This window comes from Actinokineospora pegani (assembly GCF_009745975.1).
In the GTDB taxonomy this organism is placed as follows: Bacteria; Actinomycetota; Actinomycetes; order Mycobacteriales; family Pseudonocardiaceae; genus Actinokineospora; species Actinokineospora pegani.
This window is the reverse complement of record NZ_WHOL01000064.1, coordinates 63,248-78,589: the sequence shown is the minus strand read 5'-3', so window position 1 is coordinate 78,589 and position 15,342 is coordinate 63,248. Positions and strand designations below refer to the sequence as shown.

Genomic DNA, 15,342 nt, shown 5'->3' with positions numbered 1-15,342 from the left:
CCCCGCGCCCGCCAAGCGCGACCCGGTCGAACCAGAGCCCGAGACCGCCGGCGACCAGGACTGAGCGGTCGCGCGCCGAGCACGGGTGGACACGCACCGCCACGGTGTCTGCCAACCGGGGGAACAGCAGGTGACAAGCACGGGTCGTTCGGCCACGAGCGGTAACGCGGCCGGGCAGGCCCGCGACGAGACCATGCGGCGACCTCCGGGACGGGGGTCCCGCGCCCTGGTCCCCCGCCGCTTGGAGCACCCTTGCGACTCCGCACAGTCCGACCCCCGCGTCGACCGGGGCGGTGGTCGACCGCGTTGGTCGCCGCCCTCGTCGTCGCGCCCACCGTCTCCGTCGTCGCCTCGGCCGGTCCCGCCGCCGCGGCCCCGTTCAGCCCCGGCAACGTCGTCGTCCTGCGGGTCGGGGCGGGGGTGGGGGCGCTGTCCAGCGCCGCCGCCCCGGTGTTCCTCGACGAGTACACCGCGGCGGGGGCGCTGGTGCGCACGATCCCGCTGCCCACGTCGGCCAGTGCCGCCGGGCGGCGGCTGACGACCAGCGGGTCGGCGACGTCGGAGGGGTCGTTGTCGCGGTCGCAGGACGGGCGGTACCTGACGCTCGCCGGGTACGACACCGCCCCCGGGACGGCGTCGGTCGCCTCCTCGACGACCGCCTCGGTCAACCGGGTCCTGGCCCGGGTCGACGGCGCGGGGGGCGTCGACACGACCACCGCGGTCACCGACGCGTTCAGCGGGAACAACGTGCGCAGCGCGACCTCGGCGGACGGGGCGGGCTTCTGGGCCGCGGGCGGCACCAGCGGCCTGCGGCACGTGCCCTTCGGCGGTGGCGCGTCCGCGCAGCTCGCGAGCAGCCCGACCAACATCCGGTCGGTCTCCGCGGTCGACGGCGAGCTGTTCTTCTCCACCGGCTCCGGGACCAGCGGGGTCTACTCGGTCGACCAGGCCACCGCACCCGGGCAGACCGCGGCCCTGATCGCCCCGTCCGCCAGCCCCTACGGCGTCGTCGCGCTCGACCGCGACCCCGCGGTGCCCGGCGTCGACACCCTCTACGTCGCCGACGACTCGGCAGGCGGCGGCATCCTCAAGTTCTCCTCCACCGGCACCGCGTGGTCGGCCCAGGGCTCCTTCCGCCCCAACGGCAGCGCGGCCCGCGGCCTCACCGGCCAGGTCACCCCGAACGGCGTGACCCTGTTCGCCACCACCAGCTCCGGCTCCGGCGCGCTGGTCAAGGTCGACGACGCGGCGGCGTTCAACGCCCCGATCGCCGCCACCGGGACGCTGCTCGCGACCGGCGCCGCGAACACCGTCCTGCGCGGCGTCGCGTTCGCGCCGACCGGCGAGGCCCCGGTGACCGCGCCGCGGATCACCGGCCACCCCGAGGACGTGGCGGTCGGCAGCGGCGGCTCGGCCACCCTGGCGGTCACCGCGAACGGCACCGGACCGCTGTCGCACCAGTGGTTCGAGGGCGCCGCGGGCGACACCGGCACCCCGGTCGGGACCGACAGCGCCACCTTCACCACCCCCGCGCTGGACGCCACCCGCTCCTACTGGGTCCGGGTGAGCGGCCCCGGCGGCACGGCCGACAGCCGCGCCGCCACCGTCACGGTGTCGACCGCGCCCAACACCCCGCCGACGATCGGCCCGGTCCCGGTCGCCGAGCTGGCCCTGACCCTGGGCGACCCGGACAACCCGCCCGCGGTCCGCACCGTGGAGGTGGCCGACGCCGAGTCCGCCGCGGGCGGCCTGACCACCACGGTGACCAGTGCGAACCCGGCCGTCGCCACCGGCGAGACCACCGGGGCGGGCGACACCCGCACCCTGGTGCCCACCCCGGTCGGGGTCGGGCACACCACCCTGACCGTCACCGTGACCGACGGCGCCCAGTCCGCCAGCACCACGTTCCCGGTCTCGGTCTCCGGCGCGCTGCCCGCGGGCACCCGCAACCACTACGGCGCGAGCGACGCCTCCGCCGCCGTCGACCTCGGCGGCGGTGCGATGGTCGTCTCCGATGACGAGACGAACGTGCTGCGCGTCTACGACCGCGAGCACTCCCGCTACCCGGTGTCCTCGCTGGACGTGCGGGCCGCGGGCCTGGCGCTGCGCGACCCCGACGTCACCCGCGAGATCGACATCGAGGCAGCGGCGCGCCGGGGCGACACCGTCTACTGGATCGGCTCGCAGGGCCAGAACTCCTCGGCCAAGACCCGGCTCAACCGCCAGACCCTGTTCAGCACCACCGTCACCGGCTCCGGCCCCTCGACCACGCTGGCCCTCGGCGGCAGCCACCAGAACCTGCGCGACGACCTGATCGCCTGGGACGACGCCAACGGCGGCGCGCTCGGCCTCGCCGCGGCCGCCACCCGCGCGCCCGAGGGCCTCGACGGCGGCCCGACCGGGTTCAACCTGGAGGCCGCCGAGTTCGCCCCCGACGGCAGCCTGCTGCTGGGCCTGCGCGGCCCGCTGACCGACGACGGCGAGGCCGTGGTCATCCCGCTGGCCGACCCGGCCGCGCTCGTCACCGCCAACCCGACCTCGGCCACCGCGACCTTCGGGACCGCGCTGCGCTGGGACCTCGGCGGTCGCGGCGTGCGGGAGATCCGCAAGAACGACGCCGACCAGTACCTGGTCATCGCGGGCCCGTCCGACGGCGGTACCGGGGCGGCGGGGGAGTTCCGCTTCTACACCTGGGACGGCGACCCCGCCAGCCAGCCGGTGATCCGCGCGGGCTCGCTGGACGCGGTGGCGGCGACGGGCAAGCCGGAGGCCATCGCCTCGGTGCCGAACCCGCTGCTGGACACCTCGGCCGTGCGGGTGCTCGCCGACTCGGGTGACGCCGTCTTCTACGGCGACGGCGTCATCGCCAAGGACCTGCCGCTGGCGCGGCGCAAGTCCATCAGCGCGACCGTGACCGTCGGCGCGGCCCCGGCCTGCACCGTCCCGGCCGCCACGATCGGCTCGGTGCAGGGCACGACCGACACCAGCCCCAAGGCGGGCCAGACGGTCACCGTGCGCGGCACCGTCGTCGCCGACCACGAGGGCCCGCAGCCCTCGCTGCGCGGTTTCTACCTGCAGGACTCCGGCGACGGCGACGCCGCCACCTCCGACGGCGTCTTCGTGTTCGACAACGGCGCCGACCTGGTCGCCAACGGCGACGTCGTCGAGGTCACCGGCCCGGTGTCGGAATACCAGGGGCAGACGCAGATCACCGCATCGGCCACCGGCGTGCGACCCTGCGGGCGGCAGGGGACAGTGGCACCGGTCGAGGTCACCCTGCCCCGCTCCGACGCGGCCGACCTGGAGCCCTACGAGGGCATGCTGGTGCGCTTCCAGCAGACCCTGACCGTCACCGAGCACTTCCAGCTCGGCCGGTTCGGGCAGGTAGTGGTCTCCGCCGGCGGCAAGCTGCCGCAGCCGACCTCGATCCTCCCGGCCACCGACCGCGCCGCGGTCGCCGCGCAGCAGAACGCCAACAACCGCAACCGGATCATCCTCGACGACGCCACCCAGGCGCAGAACCCGGACCCGATCGCCTTCGGCCGGGGCGGGCAGCCGCTGTCGGCGGCCAACACGCTGCGCGGCGGCGACACGGTCACCAACCCGGTCGGCGTGCTGACCTACACCTGGGGCGGCAACTCCGCCTCCGGCAACGCCTACCGGCTGCGGCCGATCGGCGCCCTCGGCGGCACGGCGGTCTTCGACCCGGCCAACCCGCGGCCGACGACCACCCCCGACGTCGGCTCGGGCGGGGTGCGGGTGGCAGGCGCCAACCTGCTCAACTTCTTCAACACCTACACCGGCTGCCGCTTCGGCACCGCAGGCGGCCCGGCCGACTGCCGCGGCGCGGACAACGACGCCGAGTACCAGCGCCAACTGGTCAAGCAGGTCGAGGCGCTGCGCTTCCTCGACGCCGACATCACCGGCATCCAGGAGATCGAGAACGACGGCTACGGGTCCGCCAGCGCCATCCAGGCGCTCGTCGACGCCCTCAACGCCGTCGACGGCCCCGGCTCGTGGGCGTTCGTCGACTTCGACGCGGCGACCGGCGTGGTCGACGTGGCCGGGACCGACGCGATCAAGTCCGGCCTGCTCTACCGCCCGGCGCGGGTGACCCCGGTGGCGGGCGCGACGTTCGTCGACCAGGACCCGGTCTTCGAGCGGCGCCCGGTGGCCCAGGCGTTCCAGACCCCGGCGGGCGCCCGGGTCACCGTCACGGCCAACCACTTCAAGTCCAAGGGCTCCTGCCCGACCGCGGGCCCGGACGCCGACCAGGGCGACGGGCAGAGCTGCTGGAACGCCCGCCGCACCGAGCAGGCGCGGGCACTGTCCTCGTGGCTGTCGTCGACCGTCGTGCCCGGCGCGGCAGACCCGGACGTGCTGGTCGTCGGCGACCTGAACTCCTACGCGGGCGAGGACCCCGTCGCCGTCCTCGAGGCGGCCGGGTTCACCAACCTGGCCAAGCGGCACCAGGGCGCGCGGACGTACTCCTACGTCTTCGACGGCCAGTGGGGCTACCTCGACCACGCCCTCGCCTCCGCGTCGCTGACGCCGCAGGTGACCGGCGCGGGCGAGGCGCACCACAACGCGGACGAGCCGTCGGTGCTGGACTACAACACCGACTTCAAGACCCCGGCCCAGGTCGCCTCGCTCTACGCCCCCGACCGGTTCCGCACCAGCGACCACGACCCGGTCCTGGTCGGCATCGACCTGGGCGCCCCGGCCACCCTGTCCGGCACGCCCGGCGCGGGGACCGTGGGCACGCCCTACGCGTTCGGGTTCACCCGCAGCGGCCCGGCCACCGTGTCGGTCGCCTCGGGCACGCTCCCGCCCGGGCTGACCCTCGGCCAGGACGGCACGCTGGCGGGCACCCCGACCGCGGCGGGCGAGTTCGCGTTCACCCTGCGCGCCACCAACGTCCACGGCGCCACCGAGTTCGCGACCTCGGTGCGGGTGGGCAAGGCGGCGTCGGCGGTGTCGCTGGCGGCGGCCCCGGCCACCGTCGCGACCGGCGGGCAGGTCACCCTGACCGCCACCGTCACCGGCCCGGTCGCGGCCACCGGCGAGGTCGTGTTCCGCGAAGGCTCCACCCCGTTGGGCACCGCCGCGATCACCGACGGCAGCGCGGTGCTGACCGTCGCGGCCCCGACCGCGGGCGCGCGCACCGCCGTCGCCGACTACGCGGGCGACGCGGACCTGACCGGCGCCACCTCGGCCGAGGTGGTCTTCACCGCCGTCGACCCGGTGTCGCTGGGCGGCGCACTGCCCGACGGCAAGGTGGGCGCCGCCTACTCGGCCGCCATCGCCCACACCGGCGGCGAGCCGGTCGCGTTCACCGTCACCGACGGCGCCCTGCCGCCCGGCCTGACCCTGAGCGGGTCCGGCACGGTCACCGGCACCCCGACCGCGGCGGGCTCGTTCGCCGTCACGGTCACCGGAGCCAACGCCGTGTCGAACAGCACCCGCGCCTACACCGTCGTCGTGGCCCCCGCGACCACGACGACGGTGCTCACGTCATCGGCCACCCCGTCGGTGATCGGCGCACCGGTCCGCTTCACCGCCACGGTCGCGGGCGCGACCGGCGGCACGGTCCGCTTCACCGTCGACGGCGAGGCCCTGGGCGACCCCGTCCCGGTCGTCGACGGCGAGGCGGTCTCCTCGCCGGTGTCGACCCTCGCGGTCGGCGCGCACCCGGTCACGGCCGCCTACACCGGCCCCAGCCCCAGCTCGGCGACGCTCACCCAGGTCGTCCAGTACGGGATCAAGGTCCTGACCCCGGCCCAGGCCACCGCGGGCGACATCGTCCCGGTCCGGTTCCAGTTGGTCGACGCGACCGGGCGCCCGGTCCCGCTGCTCACGTCGCTGCTGGTCGCGCTCTCCGGCCGCCTCGAGGTCTCGGCCTCCGGCGCGCAGTCCTTCGCGGCCACGGCCCCGCTGTTCAGCGTGCTGACCAACAGCAACGTCCTGCTGTGGAAGACGGCGAAGAGGCCCACGGGCCAGACCTCGGTGACCGTCCGGATGAGCTACCCGGGCTTGCCCGACCAGGTGGTGACCACACCGCTGACCCTCAAGTAGTCCGCTGAGTCGACGGGTCTGGCCCGGCACGCGCCCCGCGTGCCGGGCCAGACCCGTTCCCGGGTGCGGGCACGGCAGCCCCTCGCGGGGACGCCATGGACTCGGCGGTGCGCCATCCCTGGAGTCCTGGCCCCGGCCGCGATTCCCGGGCCTCGCGACCAGCGGGCCGGACGCGGCCCTCATCCGCTCCAGAGTGCTGACCGGGCTCGACGTGGCGGTTCGGAGTACCGGCGACGCCCACGCGCCAGGGCACCGGCGCCCGCATCGCCTGGCGACCCGGCCACGACTTCGTCAGGAACTGGTGGTCGAGCGGGTCCACCCAGGTCACAGCTTGTTCTGGATGAGGTCGGCGCCCAGCCAGCGGAGTTCGGTGAGGTCGTTGGCGGCACTCCTGGTCGAGGGGTGCCAGGTGCCGTCCGGCTCGACGTCGAGGATCGCGGCGCGCAGCGCCTCGTCTGGGATGGCGGTGATCCCCCGGGCGCCGACCGCGTCTGCCAGGGTCGGGGGCGGGTGTAGCGCCAGGAGTTCGGAGACGCGGTGCCCCAGGGCTGTTCTGGGGTCGTGGCCCCAGCGCTCGCGGCGGGTCGCGAGCACCGCGGCGGGGACGGCGACCAAGCAGGCGAAGCCCAGGGCGGGGGCGGGGCCCGTGGTGGGCGAGCGGAGGAGGATGACCAGTGCGGCGCCGATCCCGCTGAGCGCGAGCGTGCCCGCGATGGTGCCCAGGTGGCGGCGCCAGCCAGGGGCGACCACCAGGCCGCGTACGCGGAATGTCTGGTACACCAAGGCGAGCAGGTTCTTCTCGGCCACGGCGGTGTCCAATCGCAGGCGCGACAAGCGGGCGCCCTGCCCGACTGAGTTGACGACAGTGCGCTCGGGTGCCGACAGGGTTCCCGTGCCACCGACCCGGGTCAGCACACCTGCCCGAGCCGCCAGCACACCGCGGTCGACCAAGCCGACGATCACCGTGTCGACGGCTCGGCGTGGGCCGCCGGTCAACAGCCCCATGGACAACGGGGCCCACTCGTCGCCCGCGGCGATCCGCGCCGCGCGGAGGGCGGCCTGGGCCCGCTCGTGCCTGCGGGCTCCCAACGCCCCCGCGAGCACGACGGTGAAGGCGCTGACCCACCCCCAGTCCACCCACGCGAAGCGGCCCATGGCGCCCAGGCTAATGAAACCCCGGGGGTTTCCCGTCTGTCGTCACCCCGATGGCGCAGCACCGAACCGGGACCGGCTCGACACGACCCTCCGCAGCCGGGTTGTCCCCCGTTTGGGGAGAAGCCGGGCCAGCACCGGACTGGCATGATCGACGTCGCCGGTCTGGCCCAGCGGAGGAGCGCGATGCCGAACATCCCCGAGGACCTCAGCTACACCAAGGACCACGAGTGGGTCCGCGAGGCAGGCGGCAAGCTCACGATCGGCATTACCGACTACGCGCAACGGCAACTCGGTGACGTGGTGTTCGTCCAGTTGCCCAGCGCCGGGGACCGGTTCGAGGAGGCGGAGCCCATCGGCACCATGGAGTCGGTGAAGGCCGTCAGTGAGATCTACGCGCCGGTCACCGGCGTCGTCGACTCGGTCAACGCCGAACTCGACGACTCGCCGGAGCTGATCAACACCGATCCCTACGGCGACGGTTGGCTGGTGGTGGTGAACGGTTCGGCTTCGTCGGACGGCCTGATGGACGCCGCCCAGTACGCGGACTACGTCAAGGAGCCCGAGTGAGCTGGTCGGGCCCGCTCGGCGATGTCCACTGTGGAGTTGTCAAGCAGCGTTGTGCCGAGGAGTCTCAGGTGCGTGGGCGCGCAGGTCTCAGGGTGTCCAAGGCAGGCATCGTCTCCTTTCTCCTCCCGGTGGTCTCATGACTCCAAGATACATTACGAGACAGTCATGTAAAGCAATCCGCGGTAGCCTCTTCGGGTGAGTGGACGAGCGAAGGCAGGCAGGCCCCGCGACCCCGCCGTCGACGAGGCGATCCTCGGCGCGGCCCTGGCCAGACTGGCCAACGACGGCTACGCGGCGATGACGCTGGGCGACGTGGCGGCCGACGCGGGTGTCACCCGACCGACCCTCTACCGCCGCTGGGCGAACAAGCACGACCTGGTCGTGGACGCGATCGACCTCACCGTGCGCGGCGCGGTGGCGGGGCAGGCGCCCATCGAGGTCACGGGGCTCACGGCGCGCGACGCGATCACCGAGGCCATCCGGCGCGCCGCCCCGCCGTGGGCGGATGACCAGCGGGTGGGCATGACCGGCCACGTCATCGCCGAGGCGCGCGGCAACCCCGCCCTGCTGGCGGTCGTGCGGGAGCACGTGGTGGAGCCGCAACTGGCCGCGCTGGCGCGAGTGCTCGAGCACCTGCGCGCTCGTGGCGAGCTGCGCGCCGGGATCGATCTGGATGTCGTCGCCTCGTTGTGCCTGGGCGGTTACCTCGCTGACTACGTGCGCACCGGCCGGTCCGACCCGGACCTGCACGAGCGCCTCGGCGACGCGGTCTGGGCGATGGTCAGGAAGTAACGCGGTCAAGTCACTGGATCGGGTGACAGGGCCTGTCGCACAATGCGCCCGTGTCCTCCGCGCTGCCCCTGAACCCGACCCTGCGCCCGCGCCCACTCGTCTTGAGTGGACTGCCCGCGGCGATGGGCGTCGGGCTGCTGTCCGCCTTGTTCTTCTCGGTGTCCTTCGTGGCCAACCGCGGGCTGGCGCTGGGCGGCGGGGCGTGGGAGTGGACGGCGGCGCTGCGGTACTTCATCACGTTGCCGATCTTCTTCGCGGTCGTGGCCGCCCGCCGGGGGCTGGGGCCGGTGGTCCACGCGCTCAAGGTGGCGCCGGTGCGGTGGGTGCTGTGGGGCAGTGTCGGGTTCGGGCTGTTCTACGCGCCGTTGTGCTTCGCGTCGGTGAGCGCGCCGGGGTGGGTCGTCGCGGCGGTGTGGCAGGTCACGATCGTCTGCGGGGTGGTGCTGGCCCCTCTGCTCTACCGCGACGCCGCGCGCAAGCGGGTGCCCGCCGTCGCGGTGGGGCTGTCGTTGCTCGTGCTCGCGGGGGTGGGGCTGACCGTCGCGGAGGCCCCTGGCGGGGTGCACTGGTCGTTCCTGGGCGGGATCGCGGCCGTGCTGGTCGGGGCGGTCGCCTACCCGGTGGGCAACCGCAAGTCGATGGACCTCGGCGGCGGGTTGGACACCTTCCAGCGGGTGCTGGTGATGACCGTCGGCAGCCTGCCGTGCTGGATCGCGCTGGCCGTCGTCGGCGGGGTCCGCGCGGGGGCGCCGTCCGGCGCGCAGCTCGTGGGGACGCTGGTGGTCGCCGTGTCGTCGGGGGTGATCGCCACCGCGCTGTTCTTCGCCGCGACCCGCCGGGTCCGGGACAACCCGACCCACCTGGCCGCGGTCGAGGCGACCCAGGCCAGCGAGGTCGTGTTCGTGGCGCTGGCCGAGCCGCTGGTGCTGGGGGCGAGCGCGCCGGGGCCGGTGGCGTGGGCGGGCATCGGGATCATCGCCGTGGGCGTTGTCGGGTACGCGATGGCGGGCAGGCGGGGACCAGTCCGCGGCTGACGCCTCCGCCACCCGGTCCGCGCCGAGGACGCCGACCCGCGCTCCCCTGTGGATGGCCGTTTGTCGGGTCGTGCGGGCTTCGGCACAATCCCCCGCATGGTGACCACGTTCGGCGCGGGACTGCGCCCCACCTTCGTCCGCCACCTCAGCGCGGCCGCCGCTGAGCTGGGGCTGGACGTCGAGTGGTTGTCGGACTACTGGATCGCGCGTGTGCGGCGGGACGGGGTCACCAGGACGGTCATCGGCTACGCGTTCCCGCTGAACCTGGCGTCGGCGTCGCAGTTGGCGTCGGACAAGGCGGGGGCCTCGACGCTGTTGGCGGGCGCGGGGGTGCCGGTGTTCGGACATGAGCTGTTCCGGTTCCAGGGGGTCGAACGGGAGCGGTGGTCTGAGGTCGTGGGCGCGGTGGGGTTGCCGTTGGTGCTCAAGCCGCACATGGAGAGCGGTGGGATCGACGTGATGCGGGTCGCGTCGCTGGTCGAGTTGGACGGGGCCCTGGAGTTCTTGGCGGGGAAGTACCGGGCCATCGCGTTGTCGCCCTATCGGGAGATCGAGGACGAGTACCGGGTCGTGGTGTTGGACGGGGAGGTGCCGCTGACCTACCGGAAGGTGCGGGCCGGGGAGGGGGAGTGGCGGCACAACCTGCGGTTGGGGGCTGTGCCCGGCGTGGTCGCGGAGGGGGAGTTCCGGGGTGGGTTGGTGGTGATGGCCCAGCGGGCGGCGGAGGTGCTGGGGCTGCGGTTCTGCACGGTGGACATCGCGACGGTGGGCGGAGTCGCGGAGGTGTTGGAGGTCAACAGCTCGGTGACGTTGGAGCGCTTCGCCCAGCACTCCCCGCAGAACGACGAGTTGGCCTACGGGGTCTACCGGGATGCGTTGAGCGCTGCGTTCTGACGGTTCGCGGCTGGGGGTGTGGCGTTTCCGGCAGGTTTGTCACTCGTTGAGCAAGGGGCGGGTGGCGATTGAGGGTGGGTGCCATGGTTTGCGAACATGGACGTTCGCAAACTAGGGTTCGGTCATGCGGGTTTTGATCACGGGTGCTGCCAGGGGGATCGGGGCCGCGCTGGCGCGGCGGTTGCACGCGGGTGGGGCGCTCGTCGCCCTGGCCGGGCTGGAGCCGGACGAGTTGGCGGCTGTGGCGCGGGAGTGCGGGGACGCTCCGTGGCGGGTGTGCGATGTGGGCGACCGGGTGCAGGTCGACCGGGCTGTCGGCGAGCTGGTCGAGGAGCTCGGGGGGCTTGACGTCGTCGTGGTCAACGCCGGGATCGCGGCGCAGTTGCCGCTGGTGGGCGGGGACCCGGCGGTGATGGAGTCGATCCTGCGGGTCAACGTGCTCGGGGCCTACTACACGGTGCGGGCGGCCGGGGAGCACATCGCGCACCCCAGTGGCTACGCGGTGCTGATCTCGTCGTTGGCGGCCGCGGCCCACCTGCCGCTGCTGGGCGCCTACAGCGCGTCCAAGGCGGCTGTGGAGGCGCTGGGGAACACGCTGCGCATCGAGTTGCGGGGCAGCGGGGCCCGGGTGGGGGTGGCGTACTTCGCCGAATTGGACACCGACATGACCAGCCGGGGGTTCGGCACCGAGGCGGCCCAGGCCGTCACCGGTGGGCCCATGCACACCCCCGCGCCGTTGAAGGTGGGGGTGGACGCGCTGGTCAGGGGGATCGAACGGCGTTCGCGGGTGATCGCGGCACCGGGGTGGGCCCGACTCGTGCCGCCGGTGCGGGTGCTCGTCCAGCGGTACATCGACACGCGGTTCCGGGGGCGGCGGGTCGCGGCGGCGATAGGACTGGCCAGGCAGGAGCGGGTGGGGCTCACGACGGCCCAGCCCGAGCGGGAGGCCTAGGCCGGCTAGCCGATGCCGTAGGAGCCGCGGTGGTAGATCAGGGGCTCGCGGGTCGGGTCGGCGGCCAGGTCGTGGACGTGGCCCACGGCGATCGTGTGGTCGCCGCCGTCGTACTCGTTCCAGAGGGTGCAGTCGAGCCAGGCGCAGACGCCGTCCAGGACGGGCGCGCCGTTGTCGCTGGGGCGCCAGGGCACGCCCGCGAACTTGTCGGCCCCGCGGCGGGCGAACGCGGCCGAGACGTCCTGCTGGTCGGCGGAGAGCACGTTGACGCCGAAGCTGCCGATGTCGCGGATGACCGGCCAGCTCGACGAGGTCCGCGCCGGGGAGAAGCTGACCAGCGGCGGGTCCAGCGACAGCGAGGCGAACGACTGGCAGGTGAACCCGACCGGGCCGTTGCGGCCCGCCGCGGTGATCACCACGATGCCCGAGGCGAAGTGGCCGAGCACGTCGCGCATCCGCGTCGACGCCACCGGGGTCGGAGACTGCACGCGTCCTCCTCGCTCGTCCGCGCCGACCGTCCACACCGAACACGAAGCCGGTCGGCTCCCTCCACCTCAGCATGCCGCCCGCGGACCCGGTTGTCCACGTCGCGGGCGGCCCCCGGCCGTGCGCACCGCCACTGCGGCAGACCGCACCCGATCGTCCCAGCCCGCGGCGGCGCGGGCTGGGCCCCGCCCGGTGCGGGGCGCACCGCCGCCCGTGCGGCGCCGCTGACCAGCGGAATCGGCCTGGTCCCGAACCGGCTTCGGCGCCGCCGACCACCTGCTGTTCGCCGAGACCACCCCGAGCCGGGCGATCCCCCTAGAACTCGTTGCCGAACGCGCTGGAGAGGTACTCCCGCGCGTCGCGCAACGCCTCCTCGATGGTGCGGGCCGCGGAACGGGCCTGTTCTGGCTCGTGCGCGGCCTGCACCTGGAGGCGGAAGCGGGAGGCGCCGGTCGGGGTGACCGGGAACTCGACCATGAACGCGAGCACGCCCCGGTCGAAGAGCAGGCGGTTGACGGTCCTGGCGAGCTTCTCGTTGCCGATGAGCACCGGGACGATCGGGCTGGGCGAGCCCATGCAGGTCAGGCCGCGGTCGGTCAGCTCGTCGCGCAGGGCGTGGATGGCGGTGAACAGCCTGGCCCGCAGGGCGTCGCCCTCGGCGGTGCCGATGATGCGGGCCGCCTCGAGCACCACGGCCGTCTGCACCGGGGACAGGGCGTTGGAGAAGAAGTGCGACCCGGCGAACATCTTGATGTACTGCTTGACCGCCGGGGAGCGCGCCGCGACGAACCCGCCGTTGGACGCGAACGACTTGGAGAAGGCGCCCATCACCAGGTCCACGCGCCCGACCATCTCCTGCACGCCCAGCACACCGGTGCCGCCGGGGCCCATCGACCCGAGGTCGTGGGCGACGTCGACGAGCAGGGTGGCGTCGAAGGCGTGGCAGAGCTCTTGCAGCGCCAGGACGTCGGGCCAGTCGGAGTCGACGGAGAACAGTCCGTCGGTGATGACCAGGATGCCGTTGCGGCTGTCGGTGGCGCGGATCTCGACGAGGTGCGCGCGGACCGCCTCGACGTCCAGGTGCGCGTAGCGGGTGATGTTGCGGGTGGCCGCGCGCGCGCCGGATTGCAGGCAGGAGTGGGCGAGGCGGTCGATGAGGATGTGGTCCTCCTGGCGCACCAGGCCGGTGACCGTGCCGAAGCCCGCCGACCAGCCGGTGGAGAACAGCGTCACGTGCTCCAGGCCGACCAGCTCGCCCAGCGCCACCTCCAGCTCGTCGGAGATGCGGGTGTTGCCCAGCACCATCGGCGACCCGGCGCTGTGCGGCCCGAAGTCGCGCATCGCCCGCAGCGCCGCCTCGCGGACCGCGGGGTGGGTGTTGAACGACAGGTAGTCCTGGGAGTTGAAGTTGATGCCGCGCGCGGGCTTGCTCAGGTCGTTGGTGATCGTGGCGATGCCGCCGGGCGCGGCCTCCAGCACCCGCGAGTACTGCCAGGTCTCGGTGCGCCTGCGGGCCTGCACCCAGCCGTGGAACTCCTCGGTGCGGGCGAGCAGGTCGCGGCCGACGGGGCGGAAGAAGTCGTAGGCGTTCTTGTCGAGCGCGTGCTCCTCGTCCGGGTCGAGGCGCGCCGCGGCGACGGCCGGTTCCCACATCGGCTCCAGGTCGGCGCGCACGGCGGGGAACTCCACCTCGAGGAACCGCCGCTGGGCCTCGGGGGCGAGCCCGTCGAACTCCTCCAGGTCCTCCCAGGGGATGTGCGTGGCCCAGTTGCGCATCATGTCCGAGACCGCGCGGGCCGCCTCGGCGACGCCCGCGGCGTCCGCGCGGTCGGCGGCGGCGATCAGGTCGGCGACGATCTGGCCGTCCTCGCGCTGGGTGGTGCTGGTCATCGGGTGGCCTCCGCCTCGGCGCGGGCGAACGGGTTGGTGTGGCCTGCCAGGTAGGTGGCCTCGAAGTCCTCGAACACGGCGTGCCGGTCGGAGGTCTCGCGCGCGGTGTCGTTGAGCAGGAAGACGTTGGAGGGGTCGAAGAACTCCGACACCGGGGCGACGTCGACGTGGGTCGCGATGAACCGGTCGATCTCGCCCTGGTTGCCGCGCAGGATCGAGAAGAGCTGGACCTCGTCGTGGCGCAGCGGCTTCATCTCCGCCAGCGTGCACACGTAGTCGTAGTAGGCGGCGGCGTTCTGCCCGCGCCGCTTCGCCGCGTACCCGGCCATCGCGGTCTCCCGGTCCACCCCGCCCAGCCACGCCGCGACCGCCTCCGCCGCCAGCTCGGCGTCGCGGAAGGCGTGCGTGATCCCCAGCGCCGTGCACTGGTCCTTGAACGACTCGGCGTCGCCGACGAGCACCCAGCCCGGCCCGTGCAGCTCGCGGAGGTAGGCGGCCTGGTCGAGGGTGCCGTAGAACCGCTCCCGCCCGGTCGCCGCGGCGACGGTGTCGGCGACCTCGCCGCTGATCAGCCGCAGCGCCCGGTGGAAGTTGCCCGCGACGTCGGCGCGGAAGTCCGCCGCCCACTCGCTCGGCCCCCAGGTGAGCACCATGGTCTGGTCGTGGTTGGTCGACGCCACGGCCATCCCCAGCCGGCCGCGCCGGTGGATCCGCGCCTCGCCGACCGGGATGCCGTCGAAGTAGCTCCAGTAGGCGAACGTGCACCGCGGCCGCTCGTCGAACTTCGCCACCCCGAGCGCCCGCGCGACGAACGAGTTCCGCCCGTCGGCGCCCACGACCACCCGCGCCCGCTCGGTGTTGCCGTCCCGGTCGGTGATCCCGACGACCGTGCCGTCCGGGTCGGTGACGAGTTCCTTGACCGTGCAGCCCTCGCGGAACTCCACCCCCGCGCGGACGGCGTTGTCGACGAGGATCTTGTCGAGGATGTGCCTGCGGACGGAGAAGTACTGCGTGGTGACGCCGTCGTCGTCGCCGTGCAGCGCGCGGAACTGCTTGCGCAGCAGCTCCTCGGGCACCCCGCCACGCAGTGCCACACCTTCGTTGACGATGTGCACCTGCTCGTGGGATGGCGTCACCGCCAACACCTCGTCGAGCACCCCGAGCCTGCTGAGGTAACTCGCCCCGTGCGGCCAGACGAAGTGCGTGGACAACACGTCACTGGGGAACCGCGCGCGGTCCACCACGAGCACGCGCAACCCCCGCCGCGCGAGGTGCGTCCCCACGGCCGCGCCCGCGCACCGCCCACCGACCACAATGGCGTCATACATGACGGCCATCCCACCAGGTCCCGATCGTCTTGTTACCGCCGAATGGCGGCACCCCCGGGTCGCCGCCGAATCCCGACCGGCCACCGTCCAAGACCCCCCGGGGCGCGCCACCGCGCCGTGGTGGCGGTGGGTGGGCGGGGAGGTGAGCGCTCGCTTAACACGGGGTGTG

10 protein-coding genes are annotated in these 15,342 nt (G+C 73.6%); 6 read left to right on the top strand and 4 right to left on the bottom strand.

Annotated elements, in window-relative coordinates; translation table 11 throughout:
- Nucleotides 1–306: 306 nt before the first annotated feature.
- Nucleotides 307–6,075, top strand: a complete 5,769-nt coding sequence (locus GCL84_RS08785) for an ExeM/NucH family extracellular endonuclease (RefSeq protein ID WP_156754892.1) — start codon at nucleotides 307–309, stop codon at nucleotides 6,073–6,075.
- 324 nt (nucleotides 6,076–6,399) lie between these two features.
- Here GCL84_RS08785 and GCL84_RS08780 read toward each other — a convergent pair whose 3' ends face one another.
- Nucleotides 6,400–7,230 carry a DUF2207 domain-containing protein gene (locus GCL84_RS08780; protein WP_156754891.1) on the bottom strand — a complete coding sequence of 277 codons (831 nt, stop codon included), beginning with the start codon at nucleotides 7,228–7,230 and terminating at the stop codon, nucleotides 6,400–6,402.
- A gap of 144 nt (nucleotides 7,231–7,374) precedes the next feature.
- Here GCL84_RS08780 and gcvH point away from each other — a divergent pair, with 144 nt between their 5' ends.
- The 5 genes from gcvH (at nucleotide 7,375) to GCL84_RS08755 (ending at nucleotide 11,469) form a co-directional block, all read left to right on the top strand.
- Nucleotides 7,375–7,797 carry a glycine cleavage system protein GcvH gene (gcvH, locus tag GCL84_RS08775; protein ID WP_235926093.1) on the top strand — a complete coding sequence of 141 codons (423 nt, stop codon included), beginning with the start codon at nucleotides 7,375–7,377 and terminating at the stop codon, nucleotides 7,795–7,797.
- Nucleotides 7,798–7,992: 195 nt separating this feature from the next.
- On the top strand, nucleotides 7,993–8,589 hold the full coding sequence (locus GCL84_RS08770) for a TetR/AcrR family transcriptional regulator (protein WP_156754890.1): 597 nt from the start codon (nucleotides 7,993–7,995) through the stop codon (nucleotides 8,587–8,589).
- Between the two features lie 50 nt (nucleotides 8,590–8,639).
- Nucleotides 8,640–9,623 (top strand): DMT family transporter, encoded by a 984-nt coding sequence (locus tag GCL84_RS08765; RefSeq protein ID WP_156754889.1) that lies wholly within the window; start codon nucleotides 8,640–8,642, stop codon nucleotides 9,621–9,623.
- Between the two features lie 96 nt (nucleotides 9,624–9,719).
- Nucleotides 9,720–10,517: an ATP-grasp domain-containing protein gene (locus GCL84_RS08760; protein WP_156754888.1), complete on the top strand. Its 798-nt coding sequence runs from the start codon at nucleotides 9,720–9,722 to the stop codon at nucleotides 10,515–10,517.
- A 124-nt stretch (nucleotides 10,518–10,641) separates the two neighbouring features.
- Nucleotides 10,642–11,469, top strand: a complete 828-nt coding sequence (locus GCL84_RS08755) for an SDR family NAD(P)-dependent oxidoreductase (RefSeq protein WP_156754887.1) — start codon at nucleotides 10,642–10,644, stop codon at nucleotides 11,467–11,469.
- A gap of 5 nt (nucleotides 11,470–11,474) precedes the next feature.
- On the opposite strand, the gene GCL84_RS08750 is transcribed toward GCL84_RS08755, so the two are convergent.
- The 3 genes from GCL84_RS08750 to GCL84_RS08740 form a co-directional block, all read right to left on the bottom strand.
- A complete protein-coding gene (locus GCL84_RS08750) occupies nucleotides 11,475–11,957 on the bottom strand; it encodes a flavin reductase family protein (RefSeq protein WP_328618761.1) in 483 nt (160 codons plus the stop codon).
- A gap of 313 nt (nucleotides 11,958–12,270) precedes the next feature.
- Nucleotides 12,271–13,845, bottom strand: a complete 1,575-nt coding sequence (locus GCL84_RS08745; protein WP_156754886.1) for an aminotransferase class I/II-fold pyridoxal phosphate-dependent enzyme — start codon at nucleotides 13,843–13,845, stop codon at nucleotides 12,271–12,273.
- Nucleotides 13,842–15,173 carry an NAD(P)/FAD-dependent oxidoreductase gene (locus GCL84_RS08740; protein ID WP_156754885.1) on the bottom strand — a complete coding sequence of 444 codons (1,332 nt, stop codon included), beginning with the start codon at nucleotides 15,171–15,173 and terminating at the stop codon, nucleotides 13,842–13,844. Before GCL84_RS08740 ends, GCL84_RS08745 begins: the two co-directional genes overlap by 4 nt.
- Nucleotides 15,174–15,342: the final 169 nt, after the last annotated feature.